Source organism: Halomonas sp. H2 (assembly GCF_050215315.1).
Taxonomy (GTDB): Bacteria; Pseudomonadota; Gammaproteobacteria; order Pseudomonadales; family Halomonadaceae; genus Vreelandella.
On the sequence record NZ_CP189760.1, the window covers coordinates 2,784,580 to 2,797,122 of the forward strand.

The 12,543-nt window shown below is 51.6% G+C and carries 11 protein-coding genes and 2 tRNA genes; 3 read left to right on the forward strand and 10 right to left on the reverse strand.

Annotated features, from left to right (window positions below; genetic code table 11):
• Positions 1–3: 3 nt before the first annotated feature.
• Both sdhD and sdhC read right to left on the reverse strand, forming a co-directional pair.
• The gene (gene sdhD, locus ACQE2I_RS12950; RefSeq protein WP_427028486.1) at positions 4–351 is read right to left on the reverse strand and encodes a succinate dehydrogenase, hydrophobic membrane anchor protein; all 348 of its coding nucleotides are present in this window, start codon (positions 349–351) and stop codon (positions 4–6) included.
• The gene (gene sdhC, locus ACQE2I_RS12955) at positions 345–722 is read right to left on the reverse strand and encodes a succinate dehydrogenase, cytochrome b556 subunit (RefSeq protein ID WP_308337586.1); all 378 of its coding nucleotides are present in this window, start codon (positions 720–722) and stop codon (positions 345–347) included. The genes sdhD and sdhC overlap by 7 nt, the downstream gene beginning before the upstream one ends.
• Before the next feature lie 498 nt (positions 723–1,220).
• On the opposite strand from sdhC, the gene gltA reads away from it, so the two are divergent.
• Complete coding sequence (gltA, locus tag ACQE2I_RS12960) at positions 1,221–2,507, forward strand: citrate synthase (RefSeq protein ID WP_427028487.1); 1,287 nt, start codon at positions 1,221–1,223, stop codon at positions 2,505–2,507.
• Between the two features lie 688 nt (positions 2,508–3,195).
• On the opposite strand, the gene ACQE2I_RS12965 is transcribed toward gltA, so the two are convergent.
• The 3 genes from ACQE2I_RS12965 to gltX all read right to left on the reverse strand — a co-directional run bounded on the left by ACQE2I_RS12965 (position 3,196) and on the right by gltX (position 5,028).
• A tRNA-Glu gene (locus ACQE2I_RS12965) sits at positions 3,196–3,271 on the reverse strand.
• 52 nt (positions 3,272–3,323) lie between these two features.
• Positions 3,324–3,399: transfer RNA gene (locus ACQE2I_RS12970), tRNA-Ala, on the reverse strand.
• Positions 3,400–3,546: 147 nt separating this feature from the next.
• Positions 3,547–5,028: a glutamate--tRNA ligase gene (gene gltX, locus ACQE2I_RS12975; RefSeq protein ID WP_427028488.1), complete on the reverse strand. Its 1,482-nt coding sequence runs from the start codon at positions 5,026–5,028 to the stop codon at positions 3,547–3,549.
• Positions 5,029–5,331: 303 nt separating this feature from the next.
• On the opposite strand from gltX, the gene ACQE2I_RS12980 reads away from it, so the two are divergent.
• Complete coding sequence (locus tag ACQE2I_RS12980) at positions 5,332–5,856, forward strand: helix-turn-helix domain-containing protein (RefSeq protein ID WP_427028489.1); 525 nt, start codon at positions 5,332–5,334, stop codon at positions 5,854–5,856.
• Positions 5,857–5,861: 5 nt separating this feature from the next.
• On the opposite strand, the gene ACQE2I_RS12985 is transcribed toward ACQE2I_RS12980, so the two are convergent.
• On the reverse strand, positions 5,862–6,458 hold the full coding sequence (locus ACQE2I_RS12985; RefSeq protein WP_427028490.1) for a hypothetical protein: 597 nt from the start codon (positions 6,456–6,458) through the stop codon (positions 5,862–5,864).
• A gap of 179 nt (positions 6,459–6,637) precedes the next feature.
• On the opposite strand from ACQE2I_RS12985, the gene ACQE2I_RS12990 reads away from it, so the two are divergent.
• Positions 6,638–7,411 (forward strand): sulfite exporter TauE/SafE family protein, encoded by a 774-nt coding sequence (locus tag ACQE2I_RS12990; RefSeq protein WP_427031468.1) that lies wholly within the window; start codon positions 6,638–6,640, stop codon positions 7,409–7,411.
• Positions 7,412–7,993: 582 nt separating this feature from the next.
• Here the strand turns inward: ACQE2I_RS12990 and ACQE2I_RS12995 are convergent.
• From ACQE2I_RS12995 to ACQE2I_RS13010, 4 genes are read right to left on the reverse strand one after another with little or no spacing between them, the layout of a single operon-like run.
• Positions 7,994–9,064, reverse strand: a complete 1,071-nt coding sequence (locus tag ACQE2I_RS12995) for an SAVED domain-containing protein (RefSeq protein WP_427028491.1) — start codon at positions 9,062–9,064, stop codon at positions 7,994–7,996.
• A 4-nt stretch (positions 9,065–9,068) separates the two neighbouring features.
• Positions 9,069–9,524, reverse strand: a complete 456-nt coding sequence (locus ACQE2I_RS13000; RefSeq protein ID WP_427028492.1) for a Mov34/MPN/PAD-1 family protein — start codon at positions 9,522–9,524, stop codon at positions 9,069–9,071.
• Positions 9,514–11,232, reverse strand: a complete 1,719-nt coding sequence (locus ACQE2I_RS13005; RefSeq protein ID WP_427028493.1) for a ThiF family adenylyltransferase — start codon at positions 11,230–11,232, stop codon at positions 9,514–9,516. Before ACQE2I_RS13005 ends, ACQE2I_RS13000 begins: the two co-directional genes overlap by 11 nt.
• On the reverse strand, positions 11,229–12,428 hold the full coding sequence (locus ACQE2I_RS13010; RefSeq protein WP_427028494.1) for a nucleotidyltransferase domain-containing protein: 1,200 nt from the start codon (positions 12,426–12,428) through the stop codon (positions 11,229–11,231). The genes ACQE2I_RS13005 and ACQE2I_RS13010 overlap by 4 nt, the downstream gene beginning before the upstream one ends.
• Positions 12,429–12,543 lie beyond the last annotated feature (115 nt).

Here is a 12,543-nt window from a genome sequence, read left to right on the forward strand (position 1 = left end):
GTATCAAGCTCCCCACAGAATTTGAATGCCCCACACCAAATACACGAAAATGCCCAGGAGAATGACAGCTTGGGCACCCATGCGCAGGCGAGTGGACTTGAGATAATCGGTGGTGACGGTCCATAGACCGATCCAGGCGTGTGCCGCTAAGGCGATAAACGCCAGTAGCGAGAAAATCCGCATCCACGTCTGGTTGAAAAGACCGCTCCACGCGTAGTAATCAAGGTTCGGATTAAATAGCAGAAAGCCAACGATAAAGATCGTGTAAAGGGCTAGAATTACCGCGGATACGCGCTGCATCAGCCAATCAGACAGCCCACTACGGCCAAAACTTGTGATGTTAGTTACCATACCCAGACTCCTGCCAGAATAATCAGAACAGCGCTGACCACTACGGTGATCTGCGCTTTTTTCACGCCACCCTCAAGGGTCACACCAATATCGGCATCCATCAGCAGGTGCTTAATGCCCGCCACGAAGTGGAATGCCAAGGCGGACAACAGACCCCAGGCAATCAACTTAGCCAAAAAATTATTGGCCAAGGCATCGCTAACGGCGTCAAAACCCGCCGGAGATGACAAGGATTTACCCAGCGCCCAAAAAGCGAAAATCAGGCCAACGAACAGGATGACACCCGTAATGCGGTGTGTGATCGATGTCAGTGCTGGCAGTGGAAAATGTATGGTGGAAAGATCTAGGTTTACGGGTCGTTTGCTATTCACGGCGTTGTACACACTCTCTTGGTCCGCTCAGAGACAGATCGGGCATAGCCCGAGCGGGCGGTGGTTTCGGGAAGGGGCTCGGCCGTTGCCAAGTTGGGCACGACCTCCTACCTACCGGTCGCGCGCCGTAGATTATAAGAACCTTCGCCCTCGCTTACAAACCGAACTCAGGACTAACTCGACTATGGTGCAAGAAATTTCCTGTTATCCCGAGTCGATTTTGCGCTGCAGCATGGTTATAGTGACAGTAGATTAGCAGATTGATAAGCCTGTTAACGTATAATGTTAGCCTAACGGCAATGTTGTGGCGCTCAGTCATTACACGCCTTCTCACCTTATACAAAAACTAATCGAAAGCATAATATCTGTACATCATATACCTAGCGATTAGGCTAATTGACAAAATGTCGCACACTTCTATAGTGGGCAGGCCTTTTCGCCGGCGCGGTATGCGCAGCAACGACTTATGTCCCAACCCGAATTCGAAAGGAGGCCAGCATGGCTGACAGGAAAGCGACATTGACGGTAGACGGTCTGGATAATCCGATCGAGCTACCCATGTATTCCGGCACACTTGGCCCCGACGTCGTCGACGTACGCGGCCTAGGCGCTGAAGGCCTGTTCACCTACGACCCCGGCTTTATGGCTACCTCTTCCTGCCAGTCTGCGATCACTTATATTGATGGCGGCAAGGGCGTACTGCTGCACCGCGGCTACCCCATCGATCAACTGGCCAAAGAGTCTAACTTCGTAGAAGTTTGCTACACCCTTTTATTTGGTGAGCTACCCAACGACGAACAGTACGCTGAATTTGAATCGCGCATTCGTAACCACACGATGGTTCACGATCAGATCAACAACTTCTTTAAAGGGTTCCGTCGCGACGCACACCCGATGTCCATTTTGTGTGGTGTAGTAGGCGGCCTAGCAGCTTTCTATCATGACCACATGGATATCACTAAAGAAGAAGACCGCGAGATCAGCGCCATCCGCCTGATTGCCAAGATGCCGACGCTGGCGGCAATGTCGCATAAATATAATGTCGGCCAGCCGTTCAACTACCCGCGCAACGACCTGAGCTATGCAGAGAACTTCCTCTACATGATGTTCAGCAACCCGTGCGAAGAGTACAAAATCAACCCGGTGTACGCGAAAGCCATGGACCGCATCTTTATGCTGCATGCGGATCATGAGCAGAATGCCTCCACCTCGACCGTACGCTTGGCAGGCTCTACCGGCGCCAACCCGTTCGCCTGTATCAGCGCCGGTATCGCCGCACTGTGGGGTCCCGCTCACGGCGGCGCCAACGAAGCCGTGCTGGCCATGCTCGACGAGATCGGTGAAGACTCCGAAGAGAACATCCAGCGCTTTGTCGATAAAGCCAAAGATAAAGACGACCCGTTCAAGCTGATGGGCTTTGGTCACCGCGTTTATCGCAACTTCGACCCGCGCGCCAAAGTAATGAAAGAGACCTGCGACGAAGTACTTGCAGAGCTCGGCATGGCCGACGACCCGCAGCTTAAAATTGCTAAGCGTCTTGAGCAGATCGCCCTTGAAGACGAATACTTCATTGAGCGCAAGCTGTACCCGAACGTTGATTTCTATTCAGGCATTATCCTGAAAGCTATGGGCATCCCTACCAATATGTTTACCGTAATTTTCGCGGTTTCGCGCACCATTGGCTGGATTTCTCATTGGCACGAAATGCTCAGCGAAAGTTACAAAATCGGTCGTCCGCGCCAGCTCTATATTGGCCACGACCAGCGTGACTACCCGAAGAAATAAATCGCCCCTGAACTGAAGGGTAGATAGCCATTCAAAAGACCACCTCCGGGTGGTCTTTTGCGTATGGGCGCATAATGCCAAGCCATTCAAGCTATCGACACACCCTCCCTCCGCTGCCCTGTGAAGCTAAACACTATATAAGGAGATGTCTCGGCTGAGATCGCCACCCAGACACCCCCATTAGAGCCGCTCAGGCAACAACCAGGCGACACAACCGAACAGCATCAACGCCTCCTGTTTTCGACTCGCCACTGGATGATTTCACAATCATTAAAATGCCTGAGCACGCCCTAATAGCGCTTGACTTTTTTACTTCTGGGTCTGGCTCAAGGTTTTCCACACTATCTGTGGATAACCCTGTTCACAACCACTTTAAAACGTCCCGCAATCGCCATGGGCAGTGGGCCAGCCTTAAATTGGTCATTTTTTAACCTAACATAACATGTTGTTTTTAAAGGGTTTAAGTTCTATTGAAGATTTTTTGCGTCTACAACAAAGGGTTGTGCGCAACCCTAAACTGCGAAAAGCAAAAGTGGACAAGTCAAGCGAAAAATCGTCTAAAAAGTGCCGATTTGTAGCGTTTATGTGAACAATTTTTTAAGCAATTTATAAACAGCAGAAACACCAAAAGCCAGCGCATGAGAAGACTCATTGCCAGAGAAAAATTAGGAGGGGGGTATAAAAGTAGTGGCGTCCCATAGGGGGCTCGAACCCCTGTTACCGCCGTGAAAGGGCGGTGTCCTAGACCACTAGACGAATGGGACGTACAACAAGCTTCACATATAGCATCCACAAGCCTAAACAAACCATGTGAATTGGTGGAGCCTAGCGGGATCGAACCGCTGACCTCAACACTGCCAGTGTTGCGCTCTCCCAGCTGAGCTAAGGCCCCACATGTCGTGAAGATGCGAGCGCATAATACTGATTCCGCTAACCTTGGTCAATAGCAAAAGCGCCTATTTGCTATGCAAACAGCATAGAAAAAGTAGACGCTTCGTAATGTCTAAGACTTCAGGGCCTGGGCTTCGGTAAAGCGCGTTTACGCAATTTCACGAAACTCTTTTTCAAAACGCTTCGCCTGCTTTTTGGATACGCCACCTAGCACGTCGATCGCACTACGCAACCGCGCTCGAGTGACGTCAGAACCCAGAATCGCCATGGCGTCCATTACTGAGGTGCTGGACGTACTGCCGGTAATGGCAATAAATACCGGCGCCAGGAAAAGTTTCATTTTCAGCTCAAAATGCTCAGCCAATAGCTTCACTTCGTTCAACAGCGCCTCTTTGCTCCAACTCGAAACGCCCTCAAACCGCCAGACAAGGAACTGGAGCAGTTTTACCAGCTCTTCGTCCTCAAGCTTCACACTATCGAACGACGCCTTTGTCAGCGTTGGCAGGCCAGAAAAGAAGTGCCCCGCCAACGGCATGACCTGAGAGAGCGTCTCAACCCGTGGCCGTACCTGTGGCAGTATCTGTTTAACGTAAACTTCATTGAACGCCCAATCACGCAGTGCGCTCAACAGTGCATCGTCATCCATGTCTTCACGGATATAAACGCCGTTCAGCCAGGTCAGCTTCTCCAGGTCAAACACCGGCCCACCTAGCGAGACACGCTGTACATCGAACTCTGCCATCATTTCTTGCAGGCTGAATTTTTCGCGCTCATCGGGCATCGACCAACCCATCCGCCCCAAATAGTTGGTAACGGCCTGGGGTAAAAAGCCCATCCGGCGGTAATAGTTGATCGAGGTCGGATTCTTGCGCTTGGAGAGTTTGGATTTATCCGGGTTGCGCAGCAGCGGCATGTGACAAAGTTGCGGCATTTGCCAACCAAAATACTCATACAGCAATTGGTGCTTTGGTGCGGAGTTAATCCACTCTTCCCCACGCAATACATGGGTTATTTCCATTAAGTGGTCATCCACAACGTTCGCCAAGTGATAAGTAGGCATGCCGTCCGATTTAAGCAGAATTTGCGCATCCACCTGCGCCCACTCCACTTCAATAGTGCCGCGCAGCATGTCATTAACAACGCAAACGCCTTCGACAGGCACATTCATGCGCACCACGTAAGGCCAGCCTTCTTGTTCACGACGCGCCTGTTCTTGGCTATCCAGCGCTAAATCCGCCGGCTTTAATGCTAAGTGCAGGCCGGCTGCTTTGCGGGTTTCGCGCAGCTCATCCAGCTCTTCACTGGTGCGGTAACACTTAAACGCATGCCCAGCGTCCAACAGCTGCTGGGCGTGCTGGGCATAAATATCGCCACGCTCACTTTGTCGATAAGGGCCATGCGGCCCGCCTACGTCCGGGCCTTCATCCCATTCAAGACCCAGCCAGCTCAACGAATCAAGTATCATCTGCTCCGATTCAGGCGTGGAACGAACCCGATCAGTATCTTCAATGCGTAAGATAAATTGGCCGCCATGCTGGCGCGCAAAACACAGATTAAACAGCGCAATGTAAGCCGTACCAACGTGGGGGTCTCCAGTGGGAGAAGGTGCGATGCGAGTACGTACGGTCATGAAAACGTCCTATTGGCAAAAATGCATAGCGATATTATACGCACCTTAGGCGCAACCAACAGCGTGATACAGGGAACAACTAAAGCAGAAAAGCGTCAGAGAAATTAGCTCAACGTTATTTGTCCACTAATGCGCGTTAGAGCACAATCGCTTAGTATGGCTCTGTAGCAACACTTGGGGTGCATACCTCAGGATGAGCCAGACCAATAATGTATGTTCATAGCACCACTATTAAGAGAGTAAGAGCTACGATAGTGGAAGACATTCAACGAGCTTATTTAGCTCAACCACTAGGAAGACGAAATGGAATCGCTAGGCTCACGGATAAAGCAACTGCGGCTTAGGGCCAAGCTCAACAAAGCTGCCCTTGCACGCAAAGTTGGCGTGTCAGATGTCACCATTTCTTATTGGGAATCCGGAGCGATCAAACAGATCGGCCACGAACGTCTTGTGGCGCTCGCTGATGCTCTGGGCTGCTCCCTGGCGACACTTTTAGAAGGTGATAGCGCCCCCGAGCTATTGACGTTGACCCATACCGGCCCCCTCCCCTGGGAACAGGTACAGGCTACCACCATTAAAGTGCCTAACCACTTGCCGCTGAGCATCGACTGGAAAGCGCCCTGTGTCATGGCAACGCCTGGTGCCGATACCGATTTTTCGCCGGTGGGTGCTGGTGGCCTAATGTTGCTTGGGCCAACCCATGTATTTCATAAAGCGGGCCACTACGTGGTGCAACGCGACGATAGCTTCGTCATTGAGCACTTCGCCAAAGCCCCCACCGATACATCGATTCATGCAGTACTGTTAGCCCATTGGCATCCTGCCTAAAGCGTCTACCTCCCCGGACTCTCTAGCACCTCCACCTGGTCACGCGTTCTCCTTGGCTCACTCCCCACCAAGAAGCGTCGTGAGTAGGTGGCCACTTGGCCCAGCCCATGACGGGATTGACTAACAAGCTCTCCCGCCAGGTGCTGGCCCTTGTGGCCAATGCGCGCTTGTACAGCTTCTGGCTGCACGCTGCTCTCTGAAATTTCAACCCGCACTACATAGCCACCATCGGGCAGGCCACTGCCAGGGCCAAACGGCCCCGCAGCATATACGCCATCGTTTATACGTGTCCGCTCGCGCCATCGCACGCTGCTAATTTCGCGCTCGACGATAATCTGCACCAGCGTCTCGTCAGGTAAGTTGCTCTCGCCTTCCACCATTAAGCGCCGGTCGCTACGCAGCGCGACGTGCGCCGCTATCTCGACAACCAGAGGCTCGATTTTTTCTTCAGCAGCTTCTGGCTCAGCAGCTTCAGCGGCTGGCGCCTGCTCAGGCTGCGTCGCCGAAACTGACTCAGTTGACGGCTCCTCTGTTTCGCTACAGCCTGCCAGTAGCGCAACGGACACAACCAACACGCCAACACTACTTATTACATTGCGCATACGAACTCCAAGACATGGCCTAACCTCCAGCTTACCACTGCCTAGCCGCCACCACAGCGGAATACGCTTCTTAGCCCCCCGCCAAACGCCCCGCTTCCGGTACAATGTGCTTATCGTGCTAATAAGACATTTAAGGGGCAGCGGCTTTGGACATCATCTGGTGGATAGCATACGTAGCATTGGGCGGTTTTGTTGGGCTCATGGCAGGCTTATTGGGGATTGGCGGTGGCGGCATTATGGTACCGATTCTAACCTCCCTTTTTGTACTCCAGGGCGTACCTCATGAGCATCTTGCACACTTGGCGCTGGGTACCGCGATGGCGGCTATCATTCCCGCCTCCACCGCCAGCCTGCTTTCCCACCATCGGCACGGGGCCGTGCGCTGGGACATCGTACGCTTTATTACCCCCGGCATATTAGTCGGCACCTTTTTGGCCACCTTTATCGCCGCACTCATCCCCACCCGCAGCCTTGCCATCTTTTTCGCCTGCTTTATGGTGCTAATGTCACTCCAGATGTTGGCCAACATCAAGCCCAAACCGAGCCGTGGTTTACCGGGGCCCGTAGGCGTAAGCGGCGTTGGCCTGGGAATTGGCGGCATTTCTGCTCTTGTTGCCATTGGCGGCGGCTCATTAACGGTGCCCTTCCTCACCTGGTGCAACGTTAAGCTGCCCCGCGCGATTGGCACCTCCGCCGCCGTAGGGCTACCCATCGCCGTTGCTGGTGCCTTGGGGTATATCATTAATGGCTGGGGGACTTCCGGCTTACCCAGTGCCGCGCTTGGCTATGTTTACCTGCCCGCATTCCTGTTAATGGCGCCGTTTAGTATTCTTACCGCCCCCATCGGTGCCAAGCTCGCTCACAAGCTGCCCGTGGCACTGCTTAAGCGCGTTTTCGCGTTTATGTTAATGGGGTTAGCACTACAAATGGTATACGCGGTGTTTACGGCGTGAATGCCATGCACTGCTGAAAGAGAAGCATGTTATGCATTTATACTCGGATGGTCACTAAGATGGAGGCGTAAGCGGCGAGTCAACTCTTGAAAAACTCAGTTTTCTTCATCTTGCTTGCCAATAAAGAAGCGACTATAAGCCGTTAAGGACAGGCAGGAGAGAAGTAAACGCGGGAGAAATGAAATCGGCGACTTGCGTACCACATGCAGATCGAGAAACTCATAATCCCTGCTTTGAAATAGGCAGGTATAAAAATGGTGGGCCCAGTAGGACTTGAACCTACGACCAAGGGATTATGAGTTGGCTACTATAACAATAAGTTACTGACAAATAAAGGAAAGTAGCCGTAATTTAGCAAAAGGTACAGTTGTTTATAATCAGTAGTTTAGCGAAGTTAGATGATAACATGCGAAGCTGATGTGTGTACCGGAGGTGTACCGTTTCGGGGAGGCCTATTCTCTCTTGAAGACCTCTGAGTGTTACAAGACTCCTACACTCAAAGGCATGCTGACTGCTTACTGTCAAAAGCTGCCTGTCATCACCCTCCGGTTGCGGCATTACTCTCAGCGAGTGATCATTAACTTATCGCTGTGTCAACTCAGCGTGGGGTAATCCCGCCACTGGCATTCGAACCGCCCATGGGAATCGTTTGGGATCGCTCCTCTCATACTGGTTAACTTCGATATGAGGAAGATTACGTTTGTCATAGAGCGTACCCAACCGCAGCGTGAGGCTGGCGGGAGCTGCCAAAAATAGGGAGATTTCAGTGACACCATGCCGAGCCAGGTACATCACAGTATCTAGGAACTGCTGTGCGAGCTGTTGCTGCTTCGTCTCCGACCAGTGCGACCTGATGCTGCGATCTTCCAACTCCAGTTTTATGATTGGAGCGCAAGTTTCTACAATGCGCACATCAGCCTCAAGAACATCATAAGAAGCAGATACGCAGAGCGCTACTCGTTTCACAGCTATGTTGGCAGCATTCAGCCCTGTAACCTTGAAACGATTGCCATCATCTCCATCATCAAGTGGTCGCCAAGCATGCTGAGCCCTATCCCAGTCCATGATAAACGTTCGGGATTCATCGTCGACAATCACGCCGAGCAAAAAAAGAAATGGAACCGGAGCAAGCCCACCGAGCACGAAGGAAATATCCGACCTATCTAGTCCATCACAACGCCGAGCGATATCATCCGGTAGACTAGCAAGGCGGCGTAATGCCACTTCAGAGCTGATGATTTGACCATCTATTACCCCCTGCCTTAGATCAACTATCATCTGTTCGCGCCGTCCTGGTATTGACAAAGGAACTGCCAATTCCAATGGTTGCCCCTGCCAATCTCTCAAACCTCTCGCCTCGATTACGATAACTTTCTTGCGATTCTCCTGACGGATCTCACGAATAATTAGGAACACACCCAACAGAACAATTAAGCTAGCGATTACAAACACACCCACACTTAGCGTACCAGCGCTTCCACCCGAGTCCCAACTAAAAATGAAGGGCCCTTGCGATGTAGGGATCGTTACGCCTACCGTAAGTCCTACAAGAACAATACCTAAGAGCGGCACCCCAATTCTTATTAGCGTTAGACCCATTGACCGCCGCCGGAAGACCCAGTCAATTAACGAACGAACAAAATAAATGAACAATCTATTACTCCAAAATATCGACTGACGAAGGATTAAAATTTCTGCGAAACAGAGTGCAAGAGCAAGAAATTCTTCGCCACCAGCGCAGCCTGACGATTAGTAGCACAGCGAAATCTATTCCCCGCTCCCCCTCTACCAAATCAATCATTGAGGCAACATCCTGAGCGCTCGGTGTTACTGAAAACCGAGGATGAGAGTGCCACTCTCCCAAGTAGTTGAATCGACCGTATTGATGATCCGTCTCTAGAAAGAAAGCATTAAGAGCTTCGGCATGGGCCTCTGAACTACGAACAAAATGAGCTCGTCCGCCCGTCTTATCATCAACCGAAAAATCGACGACCCGAAAATGGCCTGGCGCGATCTGCTCTCCCATCAGCACACCACCAATTTCCCGATGACCAGCAGATCTTAGCGATCTCCGTAACTTGTCCTTGATATGATCCGTGATATCAACTTGCATCGCTTTTTCCTGGCAGCAGGTCGGCTAGCAATTTTTCTAAAGTCTCGGAGTCTCCTTCTTGCACTTCAGTGTCCCAATCATTGCTTGGCCCAAGATCGATTGGTCTCACGTCGAAGGGAGCGGTGAATATCCACCTCTCCGCCATTCCGATCACGTAAGCGGAAAAAGGGAAAATCGTCGATTCAGGGCGGGCAAGAAGGTCAATGGCGAAACGGGACAAATGTGCTGCAATAACAGAAACATCTGCATCGTCAGCAATCAAAGGCGTCCCTATACTGTCAACTTCCGAGTAAGGCTTTGAGGCGTTATTTTCAGGCCACGCGACACCCTGCTCCGTATACCAGGCCTCTATCCGCTCCCGGGCTGCTAAAGGTGTCGGATCTATACCTGGCCGTAGGCGAACAACAATGCCACCAGAACCGCCACCGAAGACCTCTGCCCAGCACATCTTTTTCTTCGCCCTACGTGCAATAGATGCACATAAATTGAATACTGTCGGATCGGCAGTAGCATCTATGACCAAATCACAGTTCGCGATGTATCCCATCGTCGCAGAAGTTGCCCCACCACTTTCCTGGCCACCCAAGACTGTAGTGCGACTGAGAACTTCACAATCAGTATTTACTTCCTGAAGCCGGGCTTTCAGAGTTTGCGCCTTATGCATACCAACCGCCCGCCAGTCGAGCTCGTTTCGGACTAGGTTTCCCGAAGCAAGCACGTCTCCATCTACGAGCACAAACCTTCCAACACCCGACCGGGCAAGGTGCATAGCGACTTTAGACCCGATGGAACCACAGCCTACTACTGCAACACTCACTGCTTTTAGTCGAGCGTACTCCGGATCAAGACGCACTCCATCAATCTCAGAAAAGACTTGTTCGTAGTTAATCAGCTTACGGGATCCAACGTCACCGATGACCATTGAGACCCGGATGCTAGCGCCATCAAAGATAATGACCCCAATAGACCCAGATGCTTGTAATAGCTCGTCGATCAAAGATTCGAAGCCGTAGTGCTCAAGGAACGCAGTCAGATCGTTAAGCGTCCGCAACTCGACTGATGCAACTTCGGGCAAACGAACTACCTTACTTTCTAACGAGCTAGCTCCGTAACCGCGCCGGTTAGGTTCTAGCCATACATAATCGTCTGCGGAACCAATACGCGCAAGCTGGGCCGCAAAAACACCGGAGAAGTAGTGCTCCTGAATTTCAGCGTCTACCACATTTCCTTCATCGACTTTCAACAAACCGGCCCATACGTTTTCTGAATAGAGGAAGCGAAATACTGCGTTTCTCGCTTGCTGAGCCGGAAGGATTCGGTGCTCTGACATTGCAGGTTCACCGGTTTCCTGCTCAACTGACAGCAAACGATAAGCACTTTCAATCATCATGGCGCCCGTAATTTCTGGCGTCCAATTATCGGGGCGGTACTGCAAACAGAGCTCACCGGCTTCACCATACTGATGGCCCGACAAACGTACTCCATCTCGCGGCACAATCGAAGGGGTCGTATCCGGAAAAAACTCGGGGTAGGTAAGGGTCAGTGGAATGATTCTCTCACCGACTTTTAGATCGAAATCGGCAGCAATCTGAAAGTCGGCCCCAAGCCGCCATTGTACATTCATGAGCAAAGGATTCTGCTCAGCCAATTCCGAAACCGCGGCACGCTCGGCCTGCGCACGGCCAGATTGCTCTGCCCACCAAATCAAGCGAACCCCCTAGGCGAAGTTGGCTCTCGTCGAGTGTTCGGAAATGCCGGCTCACTAGCAACGCCAGCACCGGCGGCGGCTGTGGCGGGATGTAGCATGCTTCCAGAAGGTGGATCGAGACGTTTAGCAGCTCTCTCCGCCACTGCTCCCATGCGAGGCTGGATGCTCTCGATCAAGCGACGTATCTCGACCTGACTCGCAAGCTTTTCGAAGTCCTGGCGGGCCTGCCGCAGCCACTCGAAAAAGGCAGCTTCTCGCTCAGGATGCTCAGGCCACTTATCTGCAAAATTTTCGAGGGGATCGGAAGGGTTACGAATGATGCAATGGTGCCCATCATGCTCAATAAACTGCTCCATTCTCGAAAGGATTGAGTGAAGAGCATCGACAATCTTTTCTTCGCCGCTGTAAGCATGAGCAGAAAGCGTAGTGATTATAATGGAAATAGGTCGTTCATCATGCCGATTTTCAAACATACCATCACGGTGGCGCTTCAAGATCATGATGGCAGACTGGAGAGGTGTTCTAACTTTATAGTCTGGAATATCTTCGACGCTGGCTTTGATCGATTCCGCCACCATCCGCTTCCGCCGCTCGAATAGCTCCCCCATTCGCTGCCTGAACCACTCAGCATATCCTTTAGGGTTTGAACGCTGCCAGTCATCCGACAGCTCGTCGTAAACAGGCGATTCTATATCGGTGATGGCCATTGCCGTTTCAGACCATTTCATGTCCAACCCACGAGCCTCAAGCAGCAAGCGCTGGCGATCTGCGTTGGGTACAGAAGGAACAACGTCCATGTGGAACTGAGCTCCATCCGCATAGTCCAGGACCCAACAGCGCCGCCCTTCGCGGACTGGCTTCATCATGTTTTGAGCTTTACGGTAGGCTTTTATCTCGTTTCCGACCAATGTCTTCAGTTGACTTTGAGTAAGATCCTTCGTTCCTAAGCCACGAAGCAGGCAGACAGAATCGACGTCGTACTCCTCCGCATCGTTCAAAGGACGAATCGCCGTGCCCAGTCGAAAGGACCCCTGCACGTAAACTTGAGGATCATACTCGACTACAGTGGACTCTGAGCGGTGGAGCCAATCACCAAGTGACACATAGCTGCGACTCGCCTGCTCGTATCGTGATTCACTGATTGCAAGCTCGTCCGCAAGCGCAGCAAGAAAATTTTCGGCAGTTTTTGTAAACATACTTCTATCCTTCATGATGCCTCAGTTATTTTACCACTAAATTGGCTTCATCGATCAGTAAGTCGGTCGTTGCTTAGCACTCCAACTCAATGAGAGAAGAGTTTTTATCTCGAAC